The 24,527-nt window shown below is 63.2% G+C and carries 18 protein-coding genes; 8 read left to right on the forward strand and 10 right to left on the reverse strand.

Annotated elements, in window-relative coordinates:
• Positions 1–15: 15 nt before the first annotated feature.
• The 4 genes from BTHE68_RS06025 to BTHE68_RS06040 all read right to left on the reverse strand — a co-directional run bounded on the left by BTHE68_RS06025 (position 16) and on the right by BTHE68_RS06040 (position 4,081).
• Positions 16–1,185, reverse strand: a complete 1,170-nt coding sequence (locus tag BTHE68_RS06025) for a DegT/DnrJ/EryC1/StrS family aminotransferase (protein ID WP_162065565.1) — start codon at positions 1,183–1,185, stop codon at positions 16–18.
• Between the two features lie 66 nt (positions 1,186–1,251).
• Complete coding sequence (locus BTHE68_RS06030; RefSeq protein WP_162065566.1) at positions 1,252–1,623, reverse strand: SMR family transporter; 372 nt, start codon at positions 1,621–1,623, stop codon at positions 1,252–1,254.
• A 97-nt stretch (positions 1,624–1,720) separates the two neighbouring features.
• Entirely contained in the window at positions 1,721–3,394 is a 1,674-nt protein-coding gene (locus BTHE68_RS06035; RefSeq protein ID WP_162065567.1) for a glycosyltransferase family 39 protein, read from the reverse strand.
• Between the two features lie 312 nt (positions 3,395–3,706).
• Positions 3,707–4,081 carry an Mth938-like domain-containing protein gene (locus BTHE68_RS06040; RefSeq protein WP_162065568.1) on the reverse strand — a complete coding sequence of 125 codons (375 nt, stop codon included), beginning with the start codon at positions 4,079–4,081 and terminating at the stop codon, positions 3,707–3,709.
• Between the two features lie 455 nt (positions 4,082–4,536).
• On the opposite strand from BTHE68_RS06040, the gene BTHE68_RS06045 reads away from it, so the two are divergent.
• From BTHE68_RS06045 to BTHE68_RS06060, 4 genes are all read left to right on the forward strand, one after another.
• Positions 4,537–5,775 (forward strand): pyridoxal phosphate-dependent aminotransferase, encoded by a 1,239-nt coding sequence (locus BTHE68_RS06045; protein ID WP_162065569.1) that lies wholly within the window; start codon positions 4,537–4,539, stop codon positions 5,773–5,775.
• Positions 5,776–5,800: 25 nt separating this feature from the next.
• A complete protein-coding gene (locus tag BTHE68_RS06050) occupies positions 5,801–7,123 on the forward strand; it encodes a homoserine dehydrogenase (RefSeq protein ID WP_162065570.1) in 1,323 nt (440 codons plus the stop codon).
• A gap of 15 nt (positions 7,124–7,138) precedes the next feature.
• A complete protein-coding gene (gene thrC, locus BTHE68_RS06055) occupies positions 7,139–8,584 on the forward strand; it encodes a threonine synthase (protein WP_162065571.1) in 1,446 nt (481 codons plus the stop codon).
• 169 nt (positions 8,585–8,753) lie between these two features.
• Complete coding sequence (locus BTHE68_RS06060; protein WP_162065572.1) at positions 8,754–10,346, forward strand: ABC-F family ATPase; 1,593 nt, start codon at positions 8,754–8,756, stop codon at positions 10,344–10,346.
• Positions 10,347–10,412: 66 nt separating this feature from the next.
• On the opposite strand, the gene BTHE68_RS06065 is transcribed toward BTHE68_RS06060, so the two are convergent.
• From BTHE68_RS06065 to BTHE68_RS06075, 3 genes are all read right to left on the reverse strand, one after another.
• Entirely contained in the window at positions 10,413–10,616 is a 204-nt protein-coding gene (locus BTHE68_RS06065) for a DUF1289 domain-containing protein (RefSeq protein ID WP_162065573.1), read from the reverse strand.
• A gap of 24 nt (positions 10,617–10,640) precedes the next feature.
• Positions 10,641–11,882, reverse strand: coding sequence for a phospholipase A (locus BTHE68_RS06070; RefSeq protein ID WP_162065574.1), 1,242 nt, complete (start codon positions 11,880–11,882; stop codon positions 10,641–10,643).
• A 109-nt stretch (positions 11,883–11,991) separates the two neighbouring features.
• The gene (locus BTHE68_RS06075) at positions 11,992–13,329 is read right to left on the reverse strand and encodes an Nramp family divalent metal transporter (protein ID WP_162065575.1); all 1,338 of its coding nucleotides are present in this window, start codon (positions 13,327–13,329) and stop codon (positions 11,992–11,994) included.
• Between the two features lie 559 nt (positions 13,330–13,888).
• On the opposite strand from BTHE68_RS06075, the gene BTHE68_RS06080 reads away from it, so the two are divergent.
• The 4 genes from BTHE68_RS06080 (at position 13,889) to BTHE68_RS06095 (ending at position 18,002) form a co-directional block, all read left to right on the forward strand.
• Positions 13,889–14,980, forward strand: a complete 1,092-nt coding sequence (locus tag BTHE68_RS06080) for a polyamine ABC transporter substrate-binding protein (protein WP_425266868.1) — start codon at positions 13,889–13,891, stop codon at positions 14,978–14,980.
• Positions 14,981–15,109: 129 nt separating this feature from the next.
• Positions 15,110–16,282: an ABC transporter ATP-binding protein gene (locus BTHE68_RS06085; protein ID WP_162065576.1), complete on the forward strand. Its 1,173-nt coding sequence runs from the start codon at positions 15,110–15,112 to the stop codon at positions 16,280–16,282.
• Positions 16,279–17,187: an ABC transporter permease subunit gene (locus BTHE68_RS06090; protein WP_061176158.1), complete on the forward strand. Its 909-nt coding sequence runs from the start codon at positions 16,279–16,281 to the stop codon at positions 17,185–17,187. The genes BTHE68_RS06085 and BTHE68_RS06090 overlap by 4 nt, the downstream gene beginning before the upstream one ends.
• A complete protein-coding gene (locus tag BTHE68_RS06095; RefSeq protein ID WP_162066801.1) occupies positions 17,187–18,002 on the forward strand; it encodes an ABC transporter permease subunit in 816 nt (271 codons plus the stop codon). Before BTHE68_RS06090 ends, BTHE68_RS06095 begins: the two co-directional genes overlap by 1 nt.
• 59 nt (positions 18,003–18,061) lie before the next feature.
• On the opposite strand, the gene BTHE68_RS06100 is transcribed toward BTHE68_RS06095, so the two are convergent.
• The 3 genes from BTHE68_RS06100 to mfd form a co-directional block, all read right to left on the reverse strand.
• The gene (locus tag BTHE68_RS06100) at positions 18,062–19,066 is read right to left on the reverse strand and encodes a threonine/serine dehydratase family protein (RefSeq protein ID WP_162065577.1); all 1,005 of its coding nucleotides are present in this window, start codon (positions 19,064–19,066) and stop codon (positions 18,062–18,064) included.
• A 22-nt stretch (positions 19,067–19,088) separates the two neighbouring features.
• Positions 19,089–20,312 (reverse strand): acetylornithine deacetylase, encoded by a 1,224-nt coding sequence (argE, locus tag BTHE68_RS06105; RefSeq protein ID WP_162065578.1) that lies wholly within the window; start codon positions 20,310–20,312, stop codon positions 19,089–19,091.
• A gap of 702 nt (positions 20,313–21,014) precedes the next feature.
• Positions 21,015–24,491, reverse strand: a complete 3,477-nt coding sequence (gene mfd, locus BTHE68_RS06110) for a transcription-repair coupling factor (RefSeq protein ID WP_162065579.1) — start codon at positions 24,489–24,491, stop codon at positions 21,015–21,017.
• Positions 24,492–24,527: the final 36 nt, after the last annotated feature.

Genomic DNA, 24,527 nt, shown 5'->3' on the forward strand with positions numbered 1-24,527 from the left:
CCGCTTGTCCCTGGGTTACCCGTTGCGCTTCGAATCGCCTGCGAACTGTTCGCAGATCTCGTCGATCGTTTTCACGACGTGTGTGACATCGTCCGTGCTCATCAGCGTGAAGAGCGGCAATGTCACCGTCGACGCGCCATAGCGCTCCGCATGCGGGAACATGCCTTCCGTGAAGCCGCGCGCGCGATACAGCGTGAAAAGATGCAGCGCCGGATAGTGAATGCCCGTGCCGACGCCGCGCTCCTTCATCTCGCCCATGAATTCCGCACGCGTGAGCGTCAGCTTCTCGAGCGGCAGCGCGATCTGGAACATGTGCCAGTTGCTGTCGGTGAAATTGCGCGGCGGCAGGCCGACGCCGAGCTTCACGGCGGCGCCGCCTTCGAACGCGTCGAAGTAGGCGCGCGCGAGTTCGCGGCGCTTTTCGGTGAAACGTTCGATGCTGCGCAACTGGCCGAGCCCGACGCGCGCCGCCACGTCCGTCAGGTTGTACTTGCCGCCGAGCACGTCGCAGTCCATGCCGTCGAAGCCCGTGCGCGTGATGCCCTGCAGCCGGTATTTGCGCGCGAGTTCCGCTTCGTCCTCGTTGTTGAGCACGAGCGCGCCACCTTCGATCGACGTCACGTTCTTGTTGGCGTGGAAGCTGAACGACACGATGTCGCCGAGCGCGCCGATGCGCTCGCCCTTCCAGGTCGAGCCGAACGCCTGCGCGGCGTCCTCGATCACGCGCAGCTTGTGGGCGCGCGCGATCTCGTAGAGCCGGTCCATGTCCACCGGCAAACCCGCCAGATAGACCGGCATGATGGCCTTCGTGCGCGGCGTGATCGCGCGTTCGAGCAGGTTCAGGTCGATGTTGCGCGTGACCGGATCGATATCGACGAACACCGGCGTCGCGCCCACTTCGAGAATCACGTTCGCCGTCGACACCCAGGTCATCGGCGTGGTGATCACTTCGTCGCCCGACCCGACGCCCGCGATGCGCAGGCCGATTTCCATCGTGCAGGTGCCCGAGTTAAACGCGCGCACCGGGCGGCCGCCTACATAGGCCGACAATTCGGCTTCGAACTGCTGATTCTGCGGGCCGGTCGTGATCCAGCCCGAGCGCAGCACGTCGACGACACCCTGAATGGTCTCTTCATCGATCTCGGGCTTGACGAAAGGCAGAAACGGCCGCGTTGTTTGAGTCATGGACTATGCGCTTAAAAAATGAATTGATCCGGTTGACGCTTCGGGTTGACGTTTCGGTTCGGTGAATCAGCCGCGGGCGAGCACCACTACGCCGATCAGAATGATGCCGATGCCGACGAGCCGCTGCATCGACAGCACCTCGCCGAACAGATACCACGCCGCGAACGCATTGACGACGTAGCCGAGCGAGAGCATCGGATAGGCGATCGACACATCCACCCGCGACAACCCGACGATCCACACGACGACGCTCAGCACGTAGCATGCGAGCCCGCCGATGATGGGCAACTGGGTCGCGATCCTGAAGCCGACCGGGACGATATTGGCGGCCGTCAGGTCGAAATGGCCCACCGCGTTCACGCCGGCTTTGAGCAGGAGCTGGGCGCACGCGTTCAACAATACGCCGATGATGATGCAAGTGAAGGAAATCGGGTTCATCGCGCCTTTTTCAAATGCGGAACAAGGATACTCGGTTCGTCGCGAAATGCCGAACGATCGTGCGGCGCAACATCGTCGCTGGGAAGGATCAGAAGGCTCACGGCTGCGGCTTCTCCACGATCACGCGGCGCTCGTCGCGCGCGATCACCTGCATCGGCACGTGACGCGCCACGAAATCGTCGTAGCGGGACGGCGGCATCAGTGCGAGCGCGTAACGCTTCGAATCCCACAACTTGATCCATTCGTCGATGCTCGGCACCCATTTCTGCGGTTCGGTCTGTACGCCAAACGTAAGCTCGTCGGCTTCCTGGACCATGATCATCGTGTGATCGAGGTAGAAGGGCATCGTGTGATCGAGCTTCGCAATCGAATAGAACGGCGTGTCGGGCGGCAGCTTCGCCATCGCGGCCTTCACGGCCGGCACGAGGTTCACGCCCGAGCTCTGCGTGCCGAACACGTCGTGGCCGGAGCCGGCGATCGTGCCGAGCAGCAGCCACGCCGCGCCCAGCCCGGCGGCGCCCGCGAGCACGCTGCGCCGGTTCAGCCAGATCGCGAATACGGTCACGACGAACGCGACCGCGAGGCCCGCGTACACCCAGATCTGGAATTCGCGATAGAGCGCATTCGGCGTGTTTGCGCTGCCCGCGCGGCCGAGGAAGATCGCGCCGAACGCCGCGGCGATCAGAAACACCGCGTAGCCGATCAGATGCATGCGGTAGCGCGTCTTCGTCAGCGACGGCAAATAAAGCCCGATCACGAGCGCGATCGCCGGCGCGATCGGCAGCATGTAGGACAGGAGCTTCGAGTGCGACGCGCTGAAGAACAGGAAGATGAACGCCGACCAGACGAGCAGCATCGTCACGGGCGCGAAGCCGTTGGGCTGACGCGGCGTCTTCAGGCCGTGACGCACGCTCTGAAAGGTGATCGACAGCCACGGCAGAAATCCGACGATCAGCACCGGCACGAAGTAATAGAACGCGCCGGGGCGGTTCTGCTCGGGCGTCAGATAGCGCTTGAACTGCTGAACGATGAAAAAGAAATTGAAGAACTCGGGGTTCTTCATCTGCACGAGCGCGAACCACGGACCCGTCACGATCAGGAACACGATCAGCCCGCTGCCGATATAGAGCCGCTTCCACAGCGCCCAGTCGCGCGCGACGAGCGAATAGAGAATGAGCGTCGCGCCGGGCAGGATCAGCCCGATCAGCCCCTTCGACAGCACCGCCGCGCCCATGCCGGCCCAGCAGAGCCACATCCACAGACGGACTTCGCGCGTCGGCAGGCCGGGGCGTTGGGCGAGCAGCAGCGCGCAGAGCGTCAGCTCCATCCAGAACGACAGGGCCATGTCGAGCGTGTTGAAGTGACCCATCAGGTTCCAGTACGGGCAGGTCGCGAGAATGACCGCGGCCGCGAAGCCCGTCAGCGCGTTGAATACCCGCGCGCCCGTGTAGCCGACGAGCAGCACGCCCGCGAAACCCGTGAGCGCCGTATAGAAGCGCGCCTGCCATTCGCCGATGCCGAACCAGGCGAACGTGAGCGCGTTCGCCCAGGTTTGCAGCGGCGGCTTCTCGAAATACTTGTAGCCGTTATAGCGCGGCGTGATCCAGTCGCCTGTAACGAACATCTCGCGTGCCATTTCGGCATAGCGGCCTTCGTCGCTCGGCACGAGATGGCGATAGCCCAACGGCGCGAACCAGATGATCGCGAGCGCGAGAACGAGAAGAATGAGCGAAAGACGTGTGAGCGGTAGCCGCGAAGGCGTATCGTTCATGAAGTCAACCTGTCCGATGCCGCGATGCGCGGCGCTAGTGAAACGAAATGGGCGATGGGCGCGCGCATACTCAGGCACGCATTTTCGATGCGAGTTCGCATTGATCGGCCACGCCGCGCGATTTGCACCGACGCCCCGAATCCATCCCGGCGAATGCCCGCCGCATCCCGGAAAGGCGGACGCCGGGCGGGAGTGTAGCGCACGCCCGGCCTGCCATCGTCAAAATTGACGCATGGCGGTCCAGGGCGCGCCGGGATCGGACGGGCGGCGCAAGTCTGCCAGCGCTTCCTTAACGAATACTTAGCGGCCTGCTCAGGTTTCGATCAGCAGCGCAGCGGCCACGCGCCGGCCTTCGGACATCAGAATGTTGTAGGTGCGGCAGGCCGCGCCAAAATCCATCGTCTCGACGCCGATCCGGTGCTTCGCCAGTTGCGCCGTCAGGCGCGGATGCGGAAAGCGCAGCCGCGACCCGCTGCCGAAAATGACGACCTCGGGCGCGGCCTCGACGAGCGCGTCGAAATGCTCGGGCGCAAGCGCCTCGAACGACGACACCGGCCATGTCGCGACGGGCATCTCGGGCATGACGATCACGCTGCCTTCGTGCCGAGCGAGATTGATCGCCACGAAACCGTCTCCGTAGCTCGTGATGGTGTTGAGCGCGTTGTTGGAATCCTGGTGCAGTTTCAAAACAGTGATCCGGCAAGGGAAAGGGTGACGACCCAGCGTTCGCCGCGACGGCGGGAGCAGCCTGCACACCTTCTGGCGCGTCGACTTCGGGCCGCGCAGACGCGTTCCTTTGGTGCATTGCGGAACTGAGTCATAATCAGTAAATTATAACTTTCCGGCCGCCGGGCTTGCTCGTGCGCCGTCCGTTGCCCCCGCGCGCCGCCACAAGCCGCCGCCGGCGCGCAATCCGGTCCGCATCGCCCATGCCTTACCTGGCGCGGCGTCTAAAATGCATCGTTCGGCGCTCGGGAACGAGCGAGTCGTCCGGGCGAGCCGCCTTCAGGCTTCAAACTCGGTTTTCATCGAACGCCCGTTCGCCGTCCGCGCACGAGGCTGGCTGTCCGGAACGCCGAGCCGCACCTGATCGACATCAGAAAAACCAGTCCGCATCAACACCCAGACCCAGAGCGCCAGCCGTGAAACCGATTCTCAAATCCAACAAGCTGCAAAACGTCTGCTACGACATTCGCGGGCCCGTGCTCGAACACGCGAAGCGCCTCGAAGAGGAAGGGCATCGCATCATCAAGCTCAATATCGGCAATCTGGCGCCGTTTGGCTTCGAAGCGCCGGACGAGATCATCCAGGACATGATCCGCAACCTGCCGGGGTCGTCGGGCTATTCGGATTCGAAGGGCGTGTTCGCCGCGCGCAAGGCGATCATGCATTACACGCAGCAAAAGGGCGTGGCGGGCGTCGAACTGGACGATATCTACATCGGCAATGGTGCGTCCGAGCTCATCGTGATGGCGATGCAGGCGCTCCTGAACGACGGCGACGAAGTGCTGCTTCCCGCGCCGGACTATCCGCTCTGGACGGCTGCAGTGAGCCTGTCGTCGGGCACGCCGCGCCACTATATGTGCGACGAGAGCAACGGCTGGATGCCCGATCTCGACGACATCCGCGCGAAAATCACGCCCAACACCAAGGCGCTCGTCGTCATCAATCCGAACAACCCGACCGGTGCGCTGTATTCGGACGAACTGCTGCGCGACCTGATCGCGATCGCGCGCGAGCACGGCCTGATCATTTTCGCGGACGAGGTCTACGACAAGATCGTCTACGACGGCAAGACGCATACGTCGATGGGCGCGCTGTCCGAAGATGTGATCACGGTCACGTTCAACAGTTTGTCGAAGAGCTACCGGTCGTGCGGTTATCGCGCGGGCTGGATGGCGATTTCCGGGCTGATCGAAGAGAACCGCCGCCGCGCGAAGGATTATCTGGAAGGTCTCGGCATTCTCGCGTCGATGCGCCTGTGCCCGAACGTGCCGGGCCAGTACGCGATCCAGACCGCGCTCGGCGGCTATCAGAGCATCAACGACCTGATCGTGCCGGGCGGACGTCTCTACAAGCAGCGCGAGCTCGCCTACGACATGCTCACGGCCATTCCCGGCGTGACCTGCGTGAAGCCGCAAGCCGCGCTCTACATGTTTCCGAAGCTCGATCCGAAGATGTACCCGATCCAAGACGATCAGCAGTTCATCACGGACCTGCTGCTCGAGGAGCGTGTGCTGCTGGTGCAGGGCACGGGCTTCAACTGGCCGACACCGGATCACTTCCGCGTGGTCTTTCTGCCGAACGTCGACGATCTCGCGGATTCAGTCAACCGCATCGCGCGCTTCCTCGACGGCTATCGCAAACGACATTCCGCTTAATCTCTCTTTTAAAGACTCGCGCTGCATGGAACCGATCAAAGTAGGACTCTTGGGCTTCGGCACGGTCGGCAGCGGCACCTTCACGGTGCTGCGCCGTAACCGGGAAGAAATCAAACGACGCGCCGGGCGCGGCATCGAAATCGCGCGCGTCGCGGTGCGAACGCCGGCGAAGGCCGAAGCCGCGAAGCAGGAAGGCATCGCGGTGACGGACGACTTCAACGCTGTCGTCGATGATCCTTCCATCGATATCGTGTGCGAAATGATCGGCGGCACGGGCTTCGCGCGCGAGCTGGTGCTGCGCGCGATCGCCAACGGCAAGCATGTCGTGACGGCCAACAAGGCGCTGCTCGCGGTGCACGGCACGGAGATTTTCGAAGCCGCGCGCGCGAAGGGCGTGATGGTCGCCTTCGAAGCGGCGGTGGCGGGCGGCATTCCGATCATCAAGGCGCTGCGCGAAGGGCTGACGGCGAACCGCATCGAATACATCGCGGGCATCATCAACGGCACGACGAACTACATTCTCTCGGAGATGCGCGACCGCGGACTCGACTTCGCGACCGCGCTGAAGGCCGCGCAAGAGCTGGGCTATGCCGAAGCCGATCCGACCTTCGACATCGAAGGCGTCGACGCCGCGCACAAGGTCACGATCATGAGCGCGATCGCGTTCGGCGTGCCCGTGCAGTTCGATCGCGCGTATGTGGAAGGCATCAGCAAGCTCGCGGCCATCGACATTCGCTATGCCGAAGACCTTGGCTACCGTATCAAGCTGCTCGGCATCGCACGGCGAACGGAGAAGGGCATCGAGCTGCGCACGCATCCGACGCTGATTCCGGCCAAGCGCCTGCTCGCGAACGTTGAAGGCGCGATGAACGCGGTCGTCGTGCACGGCGATGCAGTCGGCACCACGCTCTACTACGGCAAGGGCGCGGGCGCGGAGCCTACCGCTTCCGCCGTGGTCGCCGATCTCGTCGACGTGACGCGCCTGCACACGGCCGATCCGGAGCATCGCGTGCCGCATCTGGCGTTCCAGCCGGAAAGCCTGTCGAATACGCCGATCCTGCCGATCGACGAAGTGACGAGCGGCTATTACCTGCGCCTGCGCGTCGCGGACGTGACGGGCGTGCTCGCCAACATCACGCGCATTCTCGCGGACAAGGGCATTTCCATCGATGCGTTGCTGCAGAAGGAGTCGGAAGAAGTCGACGGCGCGAACAAGGGCGAAACCGACATCATCCTGATCACCCACGAGACGCTGGAAAAGAACGTGAACGCGGCGATCGCCCAGATCGAGGCGCTGTCCACGGTGGTCTCGAAGGTGACGAAGCTGCGCATGGAAGCGCTCAATTAAGGGCAAGGACGCACGATGAACTACATTTCGACGCGCGGCGCCGGCAGCAACGAGCGCCACACGTTTTCCGACATCCTTCTCGGCGGGCTCGCGAAAGACGGCGGCCTGTATCTGCCGGCGGACTATCCGCGCGTATCGGCCGATGAACTCGCGCGCTGGCGCACGCTCTCGTATGCGGATCTCGCATTCGAAGTGCTGTCGAAGTTCAGCGACGACATTCCCGCCGATGACCTGCGCTCGCTCACGCGCAAGACCTACACGGCGCAGGTGTACAGCAACGTGCGCCACGAAGAGAGCGCGGCGCAAATCACGCCGCTCAAGACGCTCGGCGTGGAAAACGGCGCGACGCTCTCGCTGCTGGAACTGTCGAACGGTCCGACGCTCGCCTTCAAGGACATGGCGATGCAACTGCTCGGCAATCTGTTCGAGTACGCGCTGGAGAAGCACGGCGAGACGCTGAACATCCTCGGCGCGACCTCGGGCGACACCGGCAGCGCCGCCGAGTACGCAATGCGCGGCAAGGCCGGCGTGCGCGTCTTCATGCTGTCGCCGCACAAGAAGATGAGCGCGTTCCAGACCGCGCAGATGTTTTCGCTGCAGGACCCGAACATCTTCAATCTGGCCGTCGAAGGCAACTTCGACAACTGCCAGGACATCGTGAAAGCCGTATCGAACGATCACGCGTACAAGGCGAAGCACAAGATCGGCACGGTCAACTCGATCAACTGGGCGCGCGTCGTCGCGCAGGTCGTGTACTACTTCAAGGGCTATTTCGCCGCCACTACGAGCAACGACGAGCGCGTGTCGTTCACGGTGCCGTCGGGCAATTTCGGCAATGTGTGCGCGGGGCATATCGCGCGCATGATGGGCCTGCCGATCGATCAGCTCGTCGTCGCGACCAACGAAAACGACGTGCTCGACGAATTCTTCAAGACGGGCGTGTATCGCGTGCGCGGCGCGGCCGAGACGTATCACACCACGTCGCCGAGCATGGATATCTCGAAGGCGTCGAACTTCGAGCGCTTCGTGTATGACCTGCTCGGCCGCGATCCGGCGCGCGTGCTGCAACTGTTCCGCGATGTCGAGGAGAAGGGCGGCTTCGATCTCGCGGCGAGCGGCGATTACGCGCGCGTGCAGGAATTCGGCTTCGTGTCGGGCAAGAGCGATCACGACGACCGCGTGAAGACCATCCGCGACGTGTTCGAACGCTATCACACGATGATCGACACCCACACCGCCGACGGCGTGAAGGTTGCGCGCGAGAACCTGAAGCCCGGCGTGCCGATGATCGTGCTTGAAACCGCGCAGCCGATCAAATTCGGCGAGACGATCCGCGAGGCGCTCAATCGCGAGCCGGAACGGCCCGCCGCGTTCGCCGGACTTGAAAAACTGCCACAAAGGTTCGATATCGTTCCTGCGGACGCGGGCGTGGTGAAGGCGTTCATCGCCGAGCGCACGTAAAGGGACATCCGCCTGGCGCGGATCAACGTCGAAAGCGCGCGGGGCGCGGCTCGAATGGCCGCGCCCCGTTGCTTTTGGCCGTCCCGAAAAGCCGCCATCCGGCTCAAAAGCCCGCAAATTCTGCTAAAATCTCAGGTTTTTCGTCGTACCCCATTCAAAAGGACGCGCCGTGCTGTCTACCGCCAATATCACCATGCAATTCGGGCCCAAGCCCCTCTTCGAGAACATCTCGGTCAAGTTCGGCGAAGGAAACCGCTATGGCTTGATCGGCGCCAACGGCTGCGGCAAGTCGACCTTCATGAAGATTCTGGGCAGCGATCTGGAACCGAGTTCCGGCAACGTCATGCTGGAGCCGAACGTCCGTCTCGGTAAATTGCGCCAGGATCAGTTCGCGTACGAAGACATGCGCGTGCTCGACGTCGTCATGATGGGTCACACGGAAATGTGGGCCGCGATGACCGAACGCGACGCGATCTACGCCAACCCCGACGCGACCGACGACGACTACATGCGCGCCGCCGACCTCGAAGCCAAATTCGCCGAGTACGACGGCTACACGGCCGAGGCGCGCGCGGGCGAGTTGCTGCTCGGCATCGGCATCGCCATCACCGATCACAATGGCCCGATGAGCAACGTCGCGCCGGGCTGGAAGCTGCGCGTGCTGCTCGCGCAGGCGCTGTTCTCGAAGCCCGACGTGCTGCTGCTCGACGAGCCGACCAACAACCTCGACATCAACTCGATCCGTTGGCTGGAAGACGTGCTCAACCAGTACAACTCGACGATGATCATCATCTCGCACGATCGACACTTTCTGAACCAGGTCTGTACGCACATGGCGGACATGGATTTCGGCACGCTGAAAATCTGGCCGGGCAACTACGACGACTACATGCTGGCTTCCACGCAAGCGCGCGAGCGTCAGCAGAACGCCAACCAGAAGGCGAAGGAGCGCGTGGCCGACCTGCAGGACTTCGTGCGCCGCTTCTCGGCCAACAAGTCGAAGGCGCGTCAGGCAACCAGCCGTCTGAAGATGATCGACAAGATCAAGATCGAGGAATTCAAGCCGTCGTCGCGTCAGAATCCGTTCATCCGCTTCGAATTCGAGAAGAAGCTGCATAACATCGCGGTCGTGGCCGAGGATCTGACCAAGAAGTACGACCGCACGATCTTCCAGAACTTCTCCATCAGCGTGCAGCCGGGCGAGCGCATCGCGATCATCGGCGAGAACGGCGCGGGCAAGACGACGCTGCTCAAGTCGCTCAAGGGCGCGCTCGACCTCGATCACGGCACCGTGAAGTGGGCGGAGAACGCGAACGTCGGCTATATGCCGCAGGACACCTACGAAGAGTTTCCGAAGGAAGAGACGCTGACCGACTGGATCGACCAGTACCGCAAGGAAGGCGACGACGAGCAGATGGTGCGCGGCACGCTCGGCCGGTTGCTGTTCAACGCGGACGACATCAAGAAGAACGTGAAGGTGCTGTCGGGCGGCGAAAAGGGCCGCATGATCTGGGGCAAGCTGATGCTGGGCCGCCACAACGTGCTGCTGATGGACGAGCCGACCAACCACATGGACATGGAGTCGATCGAGTCGCTGCAGATCGCGCTGGACAAGTTCGATGGCACGCTGATCTTCGTTTCGCACGATCGCGAGTTCGTGAGCGGGCTGGCGAACCGGATCATCGAAGTGAGAACCGATGGCACGCTGCGCGATTTCGGCGGGAATTACGAGGATTTTCTGTCGAGTCAGGGCATTCAGTAAGACCCGGCTTCCCGCACTGTTTGAAAAACGGCCCGTTTCGAAAGAGCGGGCCGTTTTTTCATGGGCTTACAGGTGGTCGTTGCGAAACCGCATCGCCGTGCCCTCGCGCGTGATGCGCGCCCAGATCGCGCGTTTTTCGTCGTCGGTGAGGAACACCCAGTTCGACACCTCGACGGCCGTGCGGCCGCAGCCTTTGCAGACTTCGTCGAAGAGCGTGGAACACACGCCGATGCAGGGGCTATCAGGAAGGTCGTGAAGATTCGAAGACATTGGCGGTCAAAAACGTAAAAAAGCTCAGCGCGCGATACTGTAGCCTATTCGCGCGATCCAGTGATGTCGCTGGTTGTAATCGAGGATGTCCTCGCCGTAGCCATTGAAGTAGCTCAAGAACAGATAGCCGCCCCACGCGCTGCCGACCAGTTTGGCGAGCGGGTAGGTGAGCTGCGAGTCGACGCTGCCGTACCAATGCTTCGTGCCCTTGCGCAGCGTGGTCGCGAGCTGCCAGCCGTCCGGACTGCCGTACTTCACGAGAAAATCGACATAGCCGCGATAGTCCGCGATGTCCTCGTTGCCCGACTTCGACAGGTAGTAATAGAACTTCGGCGAGAGCGTCAGATGATTGCCGTTCAGGTCGCCGAAATCCCAGGTCGGGCGCACGAACGCGATGTTGATCGAGCGCGACTCGTCCCCGCTCTTGCCGTTCGATTCATGCCCGAAGCCCGCCGACACGCCCATGCGCGTGAAAAGCGGACTCTTCCATCCCGTGTCCTCCACGTAATAGAACAACTGCGGCTGAAAGCTGATGTCGCGAAACGGCACGGACTCGGCGGAGAGATTCCAGATTGCCGTCTGCGTGTAGCCGAAGTAGAGATTGTCCAGCAGGCCGCGTGAGCGCGGATCGTCGGGCAGATGCAGCCGGTACTTGAAGCTGAACTGGAATTTCGCGAGGTTGTCGCCGTTCTTGCCGTCGGCGAAATAGATCGGCTCGAAGGTCGAGAAGCGGCCGGAGAGCATCGTGTCCTGCGACGCCGTCGGCACGACGGCGGTGTTCGCGGCGGCGCTCGCGCTCGCAAGCTGCGCGGGCGTCGTCGCCTGCGTTTCGCGTCGCTCGGCCGCGGCGACCTGCGTCTGCGTATCGCTGCGATTGATCGTGACGAGCATCGGCGAGGCATCGAAGCCGACCGGGTCGATCTTCACCGTGCCGCGCGCCGAATCAGGCCACGGCGCCGAAAAGCGCACGCGACGATACTGCCCCGGCGCAAGACGCAGGCGGTCGGGCACGGCGGGATCGCGTGCGAGCGTGAGCGGCGCGGGCGGCAGATCGCCGTTGGTCAGGTTGACGGTCAGTTGCTTCGGCACGTCGACGGTGAGCGGTTTGGCGTCGTCGTCGGTGTAGAGGAGCGTCAGTTCCAGCGGCTGCGTGGCAGCGGCTTCGCGCGCGGGTTGCAGCACGGAGACGGTCGCGTGGGCCGCGCCGCCTGCACCGAGCAGAATGATGAAGAGCGTGAACGTGCGTGCGCGGTCGGTGAAAGCCATCTAATTCGGGTCCTGATTCGGGCGGGAAAGAGCGCGGTCATCGCGCGCCAGAAGACTCCGGTAGCACAACCCGCGCCACGCCCCCGAAACCGACACGAAATTCGCAGTTTCAGCCCGAAAATACCGCCTGCCACAGCATCGCGCCGTTCAACGCGACGATCACGCCAGCACACGCCCACGCCAGCGCGAGCGGCACGCGCGCGACGCGCCAGCGGCCCATCAGACCGGCATCGGAGGCGAAACGCACGAGCGGAATGACGGCGAGCGGCAATTGCAGGCTCAGGACGACCTGCGTCGCGACCAGCAGCGCGTTCGAGCCGTGCTGGCCGAAGCTCGCGACCGCGACGAGCGCAGGACCGATCGCGAGGCCGCGTGTCAAGAGCGCGCGGGCCCAGCGCGCCATTTTCAGACGCAGAAAGCCTTCCATCACCGCCTGACCCGCGAGCGTGCCGGTGACCGTCGCGTTCAGGCCGCAGGCGAGCAGGGCTACGGCGAACACGACACCCGCCCAATGGCTGCCGACGAGCGGCGCGATGAGCCGGTGAGCATCGGCGAGATCGTCGACGTTCGTATGGCCGCTTGCGTGGAACACCGCCGCCGCGACCAGCAACAGCGACGCATTGACCACGAACGCGAGCGCCAGCGAGCCGAACGTGTCGATGTTCACGCCGTATAGCGCGCGACCGATGGCGGCGTCGTCGCGGCCGCTCGCGTGCTCCTTGACGAGCGCCGAATGCAGATAGAGGTTGTGCGGCATGACCGTCGCGCCGAGAATGCCCGCCGCGAGCCAGAGCATGCCGGCATCGCGCACGAGCTGGCTCGACGGCGCAAGCCCGCGCAGCGCATCGCCCCAGACCGGATGCGCGAGCGCGAGTTCGATCACGAAGCAGAAGCTGACGAAGAAGATCAGCGCGGTCACGACGCGCTGCAACGGCCGCTTGCCGCGGCTTTGCAGCGCAAGCATCGCGAAGGTGCCGACCGCCGAGATCAGCACGCCGGCGGTGAGCGAGAGGCCGAACAGCATCTGCAGCGCCACCGCGCTGCCGACGACCTCCGCGACATCGCAGGCAATGATCGCGATTTCACACGCGATCCAGAGTATGAGCGTGGTGCGGCGGCTGTAGCGCTCGCGGCACAGTTGCGCGAGATCGCGCCCGGTGACGACGCCCACGCGCGAGGCGACCCATTGCAGCAGCATGCCCATCAGGCTCGCGAGCAGCACGACGAAAAGCAGCGAGTAGCCGTAGCGCGCGCCGCCCGCGAGCGCCGTCGCCCAGTTGCCGGGGTCCATGTAGCCGACCGCGACTAGCGCGCCCGCCCCGGCGAACGAATACCAGCGTCCGTGCGGGCGCGGCGCCCGCCGGCGCTCCTCGCGGCTCGCCGCGGGCGACTGCACGTCGGATTGCGCGGCGGATAGCTGGGCGAGTGCGGACGGATTGGTATTCATGCGTTAAGCGGCCTCGAATAGCGGGACAACGGCGGCGTCATGTCAGTCGTATACGCGTGCGTTGCGGTTCTGGACGCACCGCGTGTTCGCGGCGCACGTCGAATTGGCTCGCAACAACTGTTCCGCTGGCTATTCGTCAGGCTCGGCATCCGGTTCCGGGCGTGCGTCGTCGCGGGACCCGGGAAGCCGATCACGAATAATGACATTGCATCGGGCTTACACGCGTGCGTGCCACTTTGGCGAGTGTGGTTTTATCAGGTGCCGCCGGGCTCGATTAGGGGCTAAAATGCGCGCTCTTTCCGGCTGCCCGCGAGCGGAGCGAAGCCGTGGAAAGGCCCGCGTGGCAAGACTGTGGCCGCACGATGCAAGGGCGTGTACATTTTGCGCGACACGCGGCGCATTATTTTTTGTCGCCCCTGCGTTTAATGGTAGTTTTCGGGGTTTTGAGGGAGTCGTGGACCAGATCGGACGACGGGACGTGCGCCGGGTCCGCGCGGCACGACGCCGTGACAAGTCGGAACAAGGGAGAATCGAGATGAACGAGAAACTGGCGAGCCGCATGGCGAAGCTGGCGGGCGCCCTGACATGCGCCGCGATGTTGACCCCGCTCGCAGCGATGGCGAAGGACACGCAGTTGAACGTGTACAACTGGTCGGACTATATCGCCAAGGACACGATTCCCAACTTCACCAAGCAGACCGGCATCAAGGTGAAGTACGACAACTACGACAGCGACGACACCCTGCAGGCCAAGCTGCTCACCGGGCGCTCCGGCTATGACATCGTGGTGCCGACGAGCAACTACGCGGGCAAGCAGATCGCCGCGAATATCTTCGCGCCGCTCGACAAGTCGAAGCTGCCGAACCTCAAGTATCTCGACCCCGACCTGATGAAGCTCGTCGAGGGCGCCGATCCCGGCAACAAGTACACGGTGCCCTGGGCGTACGGCACGACCGGCCTCGGCTACAACGTCGACAAGGCGAAGCAGATTCTCGGCCCCAACGCCGAACTCAATAGCTGGGACATTCTCTTCAAGCCCGAGAACATCTCGAAGCTGAAGGCGTGCGGCGTCTCCGTGCTCGACGCGCCGGATCAGATGTTCGCCGCCGCGCTGCATTACATCGGCAAGGATCCGATGAGCACGAATCCGGCCGACTATCGCGAAGCGCTCGCGATGATGAAGAAGATCCGCCCGTACATCACGCAGTTCAACTCGTCGGGCTATATCAACGACATGGTCGGCGGCGACATCTGCTTCACCTACGGCTGGTCGGGCGATGTCGTGATCGCGAAGCATCGCGCGGTCGACGCGAAGAAGTCGTTCAAGATCGAGTACTACATTCCGAAGGGCGGCGCGCCCGTGTGGTTCGACGTGATGGCGATCCCGAAGGACGCGAAGAACAAGGACGCGGCGCACGAGTGGATCAACTACATCGAGACGCCGCAGGTTCACGCCGCGATCACGAACGCGGTGTACTACCCGAGCGCAAATCTGGAAGCACGCAAGTACGTGGACAAGGACGTCGCGAACGATCCGGCCGTGTATCCGCCGCAGGAGGTCATCAAGACGCTGTTCCTGCTGAAGCCGCTGCCGCCGGAAATCCAGCGCCTTCAGACGCGGCTCTGGACGGAATTCAAGTCCGGCCGATGAATCGCAAAAGCCGGTTATTCTTTTGAATCGACGAAGCCCCTGGACCTCCGGGGGCTTTGTTCGTGGTCGCATCGCACATCGGTGCGGGCCGCGAAAGTCACATGGAAGCAAGGAGTCGGACAGGCAATCATGAGTGAGCAGTCGAGCGCGTTGAAGGCAGCGCCTAATTCCGGCCGGCGCGAGCCGGGCAGTTCTCCATCGGCCCCGGGCACGGACGACAACTTCGTGCAGATCGTCGACGTCGTGAAGAAATTCGACGAAACGACGGCCGTGCGGGGCGTCAACCTGTCGGTGAAGAAGGGCGAACTCTTCGCGCTGCTCGGCAGTTCGGGCTGCGGTAAATCGACCCTGTTGCGCATGCTCGCAGGTCTCGAGTCCGTGACCGAAGGGCAGATCCTGATCGACGGCGAAGATCTCGCGAAGATGCCGCCGTATCAGCGCCCCGTGAACATGATGTTCCAGTCCTACGCGCTCTTTCCGCACATGAGCGTGGAATCGAACGTCGCGTTCGGGTTGAAGCAGGAAGGCGTGAAAGGCGGCGAGCTGAAGGACCGCGTGCACAACGCGCTCGCGCTCGTGCAGATGGCGCAGTACGCGAAGCGCAAGCCGCATCAGCTGTCGGGCGGCCAGCAGCAGCGCGTCGCGCTCGCGCGCAGCCTCGTCAAGCGCCCGAAGCTTCTCCTGCTCGACGAACCGATGTCCGCGCTCGACAAGCAGATCCGCCAGCGCACGCAGATCGAGCTCGTCAACATTCTCGATCAGGTCGGCGTGACGTGCATCATGGTGACGCACGATCAGGAAGAGGCCATGACAATGGCCAATCGCATCGCCGTGATGAGCGAAGGTCAGATCGTGCAGCTCGGCACGCCGCACGAGGTCTACGAATACCCGAATACCCGTTTCTCGGCGCAGTTCATCGGCTCGACGAATCTGTTCGACGGCAATGTCGTGGAAGACGAGCCGGATCACGTGTTCGTCGAATCGCAGGACCTGCCCGTGCGCCTCTATGTGAGCCACGGCATCACCGGGCCGCTCGGCATGCCGGTCACGATCTCCGTGCGTCCGGAGCGCATCGCGCTCACGCGCAAGCCGCCTGAAGGCACGTACAACTGGGGCCGCGGCAAGGTGTCGAACATCGCGTACATGGGCGGCTATACGCTCTATCACGTGACGCTCGATTCGGGCAAGGTCGTGGTCGCGAACCTGTCGAGCCTCGCGATCGGCGAGATCGATTCGCCGACCTTCGGCGACGAAGTCTATGTGCGCTGGAGCGCGTCGGCCGGCGTGGTGCTGACGTCATGATGATGAATCTGCTCAGGCGCATGGGCATTTCGGGGCGCTCGCTCGTCATCGGCGGGCCGTACCTGTGGCTGCTGCTGCTGTTCTTCGTGCCGTTCCTGCTGGTCGTGAAGATCAGCTTCGCCGACAGCCAGCTCGGCATTCCGCCGTACACGGATCTGGTGTCGATGGAACAGGGCGTGATGCACATCGCGCTTGACTTCGCGCACTACGCGTTCCTTGTGCAGGACAGCCTGTACTTCGCGACCTATATGAACTCGCTGCTGGTCGCGGCGGTGTCGACAGTACTGTGCCTGCTGATCGGCTATCCGATGGCGTATTACATCGCGCGCTCGAATCCGGCCACGCGCAACATCCTGATGATGGCCGTGATGCTGCCGTTCTGGACATCGTTCCTGATTCGCGTATATGCGTGGATCGGCATTCTCAAGAACAACGGCCTGCTCAACAACTTCCTGATGTCGGTCGGCCTGCTGCATTCGCCGATCGAGCTGTATCACACGAATATCGCGGTGTATATCGGCATGGTGTATTCGTATCTGCCGTTTCTCGTGATGCCGCTCTACGCGCATCTCGTGAAGATGGACCTGACCTTGCTCGAAGCGGCTTACGATCTCGGCGCCAAGCCGTGGAAGGCGTTCGTGCAGATCACGCTGCCGCTGTCGAAGAACGGCATCATCGCGGGGTGTCTGCTTGTGTTCATTCCGGCCGTGGGCGAGTACGTGATTCCTGAACTGCTCGGCGGCGCGGATACCCTGATGATCGGCCGCGTCATGTGGAACGAGTTCTTCAACAACGCCGACTGGCCGATGGCCTCCGCCGTCACCTGCGCGATGGTCCTGTTGCTGCTCGTACCGATGGCGCTCTTCCAGCACTTCCAGGCGAAGCAACTGGAGGAAAAGCGATGATCAAGCCTTGCCGTCCGTTGCAAATCACCGCGCTGGGCCTCGGGTTCGCTTTTCTGTATATCCCGATCCTGAGTCTCATCGTCTATTCGTTCAACGATTCGCCGCTCGTCACCGTCTGGACCGAGCCGTCGCTCAAGTGGTATCGCGCGCTCGTCACCGACGACGAGCTGATCAACGCCGCGTGGCTGTCGTTGCGTATCGCGTTCCTGACGGCGTGCGCGTCGGTCGTGATCGGCACGTGGGCGGGCTTCGTGCTCGCGCGCATGGGCCGCTTCAGGGGCTTCACGCTCTACACGGGCATGATCAACGCGCCGCTCGTGATTCCCGAAGTGATTCAGGGCATCTCGCTGCTCTTGCTGTTCGTGGAAATGGCGAAGCTGATCGGATGGCCTGAGCGCGGCATCTTCACGATCTGGATCGGGCACGTGATGCTGTGCATTTCGTACGTCGCGATCATCGTGGAGTCGCGCGTGCGGGAGCTGAATCCGTCGTTGGAGGAAGCCGCGCTCGATCTCGGCGCGACGCCCTTGCGCGTGTTCTTCACGATCACGCTGCCGCTGATCTCTCAGGCGCTCGTCGCGGGATGGCTGCTGTCGTTCACGCTGTCGATCGATGACCTCGTGCTGTCGGCGTTCCTGTCCGGCCCGGGCTCGACGACGCTGCCGCTCGTCGTGTTCTCGCGCGTGCGTCTGGGCCTGAATCCGGAGATGAACGCGCTGGCGACGTTATTCATCGCGCTGGTGACGATCGGCGTGGTCGCGGCGAATTACTTCATGCAGCGCAGCGAGCGGCGCAAGCTGGCCGCGGTGCTCTGAGGTAACGCGCCACGCAAGCGGTAGATGAACATGCGGCCCCTGACGGGGCCGCTTGCACGTCATGCGTTCGCCAGATGCTTCGCGAACGTCGCCGGATCAGTATTGGTTCCACACAGCAGCACGCCCACGCGCTTGCCTTGCAGACGCTCGCGCAGCGGGCCGAGCAGGGCGGCGGTCGCGGCGGCGCAAGCCGGCTCGACCGCGAGCTTGAGTTCGCTGAAAAGCTGCAGCATGCCGTGACGCAGCGCATCGTCCGACACGGTCACGATCTCGTCGATATGGCGCCGGCACAGCTCGTAGCTGTACTGCTCGGTATGCGGCGCCATCAGCGAATCGGCGATGCCGTGCATCGCGCCCATCTTGATCGTGTGATTCGCCTCGAAGCTGCGCTTCATCGCGTCCGATCCTTCGGGTTCGACGCCATAGACATGCAACGACGGATTGGCGAGCCGCATGGCCGTCGACACCCCCGCCGCGAGCCCGCCGCCGCCGATCGGCAGGATCACCGCGTCGAGATCGGGCGCCTGCGAGGTCCATTCGTAGCCGAGCGTCGCGGTGCCGAGCACCGTGCGATAACCGTTGAACGGATGGATGAAGACGCGTCCTTCTTCCGCTTCGACGCGCCGCACGACATCGAACGCTTCGGCGACGTTCTCCGCGAACACGACTTCCGCGCCGAAGCGCCGGCACAGCGCGACGCGCGCCGGACTCGCGCTCTTGATGATGACGACCTTCGCGCCCACGTCCATGCGCTGCGCGGCGTAGGCGACCGCCACCGCGTGATTGCCCGCTGATACACACGTGACGCCCGCCGAGCGTTCGCTGTCGGAGAGCGCGAGGATGTTGGAGAACGCGCCGCGCGCCTTGAATGTGCCGCTCGCCTGCAGCAGTTCGAACTTGAATGTGACGGGCGTGCCTTCGAGCGTCGGGAAATCGTGGCGCTCGAAGGTTGGCGTGCGTGCGACCCAGGGCGTGAGCGCCATGTGCTGCTCGGCGATTTCGTCGAGCGTCGGAATCGGCGTGCCGTCGATCGTGTTGTCGGAATGCTGGGTGGCGGTGGACATGGCGCTTGTTGCTCTGAAAGGGTCAGCGGGCCTGTGCTTCGACGGACATGCTGTGAATGAACTTGCCGAGGAACGCCTCGCACTGCGCGAGTTGTTCGAGCGACACGTACTCGTTCGCCTTGTGCGCCTGCTCGATGTTGCCCGGCCCGCACACGATGCTCGGCACGCCCGCGTTGGCGAACAGGCCCGCTTCGGTGCCGTAGGCGACCTTGCGCTTGTCCTGGTTTTCGGTGAGCGCGCGCACGAGTTGCGTGATCGCGGCCTGCTCGGTGGCGTCGAGACCGGGCGCGGAAGCGAGCTTGGTGAATTCGATGGCGCCGTTGCCGTGTTCCTTCAGCATCTTCGGCAGCAGCGTGTCATGCGCGTACGATTCGATGCGCTGGAAAATCTGCTCGGGGTCCATCGTCGGCAGATTGCGGAATTCGAATTCGAAGTTGCATTCGGCGGGCACGGTGTTGATCGCGTTGCCGCCCTTGATCGTGCTCGTCTGGCTGGTGGTGAAGGGCACGTCGTAGAGTTCGTCGAACGGGCCTTTGGCGCGGAATTCGTCGGCGATATCGCGGATGTGGCAGATGAGCCGCGCCGCGTATTCGATGGCGTTCAGGCCTTTCGGCGTCAGCGACGAATGCGCCGCGAAGCCGCGCACGCAGCAGTGATACGTATTGATGCCCTTGTGCGCGATGACCGGGCGCATCGAGGTCGGTTCACCGACGATGCAGCCGTCCGGCTTCACACCGCGCTTGAGCAGGTCCGCGATCATCAGCGGCGCGCCGGCGCAGCCGACTTCTTCGTCGTACGAAAGCGCGAAGTGGATGGGTTTGGCGAGCTTCGTCGCCTGCATTTTCGGCAGCATGGCGAGCGCCGCGCCGATGAAGCCCTTCATGTCGCACGAGCCGCGGCCATAGAGCAGGCCGTCGCGTACTTCGGGCTTGAACGGGTCGCTTTGCCAGTCTTGTCCGTCGACCGGCACGACGTCGGTGTGACCCGAGAGCACGATGCCGCCGTTGGTCTCGCCGTCGTGCGCCGGAATCGTGGCGAAGAGATTGGCCCATTGGCCGCGCGGATCGCTCGTGATGGTCGCTTCGATGCCGGCGTGGCGCAGTTCATCGCGGACGGATTCGATCAGGCCGAGGTTCGGATTGCGGCTGACAGTGTCGAAAGAAACGAGGCGCTCGATCCACGGCAGGGAGAGCGGCGATGTTGTCGAGGCTGCTTCTGGATGCGCCGGGTCGGCGATCTGTGACATGTTTTTACTCCTGCGGGTAGGGTTTGATCATAGCCGAAAAGGGGATTCGGGCGGGGTGGTTCGCTTGGGCCTCGATGGATGACCTGATTTCGCGTCGGTCTATTAGCACTGCCCCTGTGCGGGGCGGCAGTCACTTTCTTTGCTGCTGCAAAGAAAGTAACCAAAGAAAGCAGCTTTCCCCATCCAAAGTACTTCATGCCGGCCCCGGCACAGGCGAACAGTCTTGGCACAGCAGTAGCGAGTGCCCTCAAAGGCCAGACCGGGCTTGGACCGCACACGGTCTGACACATCGCACCGCTCGCGTGGCTGGTTCAGCACGAAATGGCTCCGGCCCGCTTCGCGGCCGATGGGTCAATCGGGACTGCGTGTGCTTCTGCGTTTCTATTTTCTCGTCGGTTTCCCTTGCATATCCAACGGCAGCGCGTAGCGCTGTGCCGAAGCTATTTCGTGCTGAACCAGCGCGCTCAAACGACTAGCTAGTCAGACCGTGCGCGGTCCAAGCCCGGTTAGGCCTACGAGGGCACTCGCTACAGAGGCCACGAGCAACGAGAAGAACACTCAAATTGCGTGTGACCGCGGGCGTGTCGAGCTGCTTTCTTTGGTTACTTTCTTTGCAGCAGCAAAGAAAGTGACTGCCGCCCCGCACAGGGGCAACGCCAATAAACCGACACGAAATCAGGCCATCGACAGAAGCCCAAAAAATCACCGAACAGCAGAAGCCGGCTGCCTAACCGGCCCGCCCAACGCCCGCAACGTCTCCTTGACCGTGGAAATCCGCACCGCAAGATCCGGACTCCGCGACTCGATGCGCAACTTGTCCTGCCCCGCCAGCTTGATGTGCTTGTGCTTCTGCACCATCTCGATGATCTTCATCGCATCCACCGGAGGATTCGGCACGAACTGCAGCGAGATGGATTGCTCCGCCGCATCGATCTTGGAGATGCCAAGCGGCTTCGCAGCCAGCCTCAACCGATGCGTCTCCACCAGCGCATGCGCCTGCGGCGGCAGCTTGCCAAAGCGGTCGACGAGCTCTTCGAGAATCCCATCGATCGCATCGCTGGATTCGCAGTTCGCGAGCCGCTTGTACAGCGACAAACGCTCCTGCACGTCGCCGCAATATTCGGCCGGAAGAATGGCCGGCGCATGCAGATTGATCTCGGTCGTGGCAGCCAGCGGCGCATTCAGATCCGGCTCGCGGCCTTCCTTCAGCGCGCGCACCGCGTCGTTCAGCATGTCGGTGTAAAGCTGAAAGCCGATCTCCTGAATCTCGCCCGATTGCTTGTCGCCGAGCACTTCGCCGGTGCCGCGAATTTCCAGATCGTGCATCGCGAGATAGAAGCCCGAACCGAGTTCCTCCATCTGCTGGATCGCCTCCAGCCGGCGCTGCGCCTGCTTCGTCAGCGACTGCGGATCGTGCACGAGCAGATACGCATACGCCTGGTGATGCGAACGCCCCACGCGCCCGCGCAACTGATGCAGCTGCGCAAGCCCGAACTTATCCGCGCGATGCATGAGGATCGTGTTCGCGCTCGGCACGTCGATGCCGGTCTCGATGATCGTCGTGCACAACAGCACGTTCGCGCGCTGGCCGACGAAATCGCGCATCACGCGTTCGAGTTCGCGCTCATGCATCTGACCATGCGCCACCGCGATGCGCGCTTCGGGCACCAGCGCTTCGAGCATCGTGCGCCGATTCTCGATCGTCTCGACTTCGTTGTGCAGGAAGTACACCTGACCGCCGCGCTTGAGTTCGCGCAGCATCGCTTCGCGGATCACGCCGTCTTCCTCGCGCCGCACGAAGGTCTTGATCGCGAGGCGCTTTTGCGGCGCGGTCGCGATCACGGAGAAATCGCGCAGTCCTTCGAGCGCCATGCCGAGCGTGCGCGGAATCGGCGTCGCGGTGAGCGTGAGCACATCGACTTCGGCGCGCAGCGCCTTCAAGGCTTCCTTCTGGCGCACGCCGAAACGATGTTCCTCGTCGATGATCACGAGCCCGAGCCGCTTGAACTTCACATCGCCCGACAGAAGCTTGTGCGTGCCGATGACGATATCGACACTGCCATCGTTGATCTGCTGAATTGCCGTCGATACCTCCTTGCCGGTCTTGAAACGCGACAGCTCCGCTATGCGCACGGGCCAGTCCGCGAAGCGATCGGTGAAGGTCTGCGTGTGCTGCTCGGCGAGCAGGGTGGTCGGCGAGAGAATCGCCACCTGCTTGCCGCCCATCACCGCGATGAACGCGGCGCGCAGCGCCACTTCCGTCTTGCCGAAGCCGACGTCGCCGCACACGAGGCGGTCCATCGGCTTGCCGCTCGTCATGTCGCCGATCACCGCGGCGATTGCCGCCGCCTGATCGGGCGTTTCCTCGAAGCCGAAGCTCTCCGCGAACTTGACGTAGTCGCGCGGTTCCAGCGCGAACGCATAGCCCTCGCGAGCCGCGCGGCGCGCATACAGGTTGAGGAGTTCGGCGGCGGTGTCGCGGATCTGCTGCGCGGCCTTGCGCTTCGCCTTTTCCCACTGGCCCGAGCCAAGCTGATGCAAAGGCGCGCTGTCCGGGTCCGCGCCGCTATAGCGCGAGATCACGTGCAACTGCGCGACCGGCACATACAGCTTCGATTCGTTCTGGTACTCGAGATGCAGAAACTCGGTTTCGCCTTCGCCGAGATCCATCGACACGAGACCCATATAGCGGCCGATGCCGTGTTGCGCATGCACGACCGGATCGCCGATTTTCAGCTCGGCGAGATCGCGCACCATCGAATCGACGTTGCTCGCCTGTTCCTGCCGGCGTCGGCCGGCGCGCCGCGCGAGCGGTCCATACAGCTCCGTCTCGGTGACGATCGAAAGCTTCTCCGACGGCAACACGAAACCGTTCGCCAGCGGTGCAATGCCGAGCGTGAACTTGCCGTCGCTCGCGAGCCATTCCTGGAACGTGTCGCGCAACTCGCCGCGCAGGCCGTTGTCTGCGAGCAGTTGCTGGATGGTCTCGCGCCGCCCCGCCGATTCCGCGACCAGCATCACGCGGTTATCCGTCTGGTCAAGATAATGGCGCAGCGCGAGCAGGGGCTCGTCGGCATGGCGGTCGATCGCGAGTCCCGGCAACGGCACGGCCCAGCCGCCTTCGGGCGTCGACGGGAACTTCAGTTGGGCGAACGGCTTGGCGAAGGTGAAGAAATCGTCGTCGGTCAGAAACAGACGGCGCGGTTCGAGCAAAGGCCGCTCGCGGTCGTGCGAGAGAAAGTCGAAGCGTTGCTTGGTGTCGTTCGTGAAGCGCTTGATCGCCGCGTCCATGTCGCCGACGAACGCGAGCTGCGCGCCTTCGGGCAAATAGTGGAAAAGCGTCGCGGTTTCGTCGAAGAAGAGCGGCAGATAGTATTCGATCCCCGCCGACGGCACGCCGATGCCGATGTCCTTGTAGATCTGCGAACGGCTCGGATCGCCTTCGAACACCTCGCGCCAGCGGCTGCGAAAGGCGGTGCGCGCGGCTTCGTCGAACGGAAACTCGCGGCCCGGCAGCAGGCGCACGTCGCGCACAGGATAAAGGCTGCGCTGCGTGTCGGGATCGAATGCGCGGATGGAGTCCACCTGATCGTCGAACAGGTCGAGGCGATACGGCAGCGCCGAACCCATCGGATACAGGTCGATCAGCGAGCCGCGCACGCAGTATTCGCCCGGGCGCACGACCTGGCTCACGTGCTCGTAGCCCGCGAGCGTCAACTGTGCCTTCAGCTTCGCCTCGTCGAGGCGCTCGCCCTGCGTGAACGAGAACGTGTAGGCCGCGAGAAACGACGCGGGCGGCATGCGATACAGCGCCGTCGTCGCGGGCACGATGAGAATGTCGCAGCGTCCTTCGCCGAGATCGTGCAGCGTCGCGAGCCGCTCGGACACGAGATCCTGGTGCGGCGAGAACGTGTCGTACGGCAGCGTTTCCCAGTCGGGCAAAAGGCGCACGCGCGCATCCGGCGCGAAATAGGGGATTTCGGCGGCGAGGCGCTGCGCATCGACCGCGCCCGCGGTCACGACCGTCAGCAGCGGCACACTCTCGCGATACGCGCTGTAATAGCGCGCGATGGCAAGCGCATCGGACGAGCCGGTCGCGCCGTCGAAAGCGAAACGCTGGCCTGGCTTTACGAGCGCGATAGGAGAACTGGACTGCGCTTTGACGGCTTTGGAAGACATAAGGTGTGCATGGAACGGCCCGGCAAACGCGGGTTC

The organism is Burkholderia sp. THE68, from assembly GCF_009938265.1.
In the GTDB taxonomy this organism is placed as follows: Bacteria; Pseudomonadota; Gammaproteobacteria; order Burkholderiales; family Burkholderiaceae; genus Caballeronia.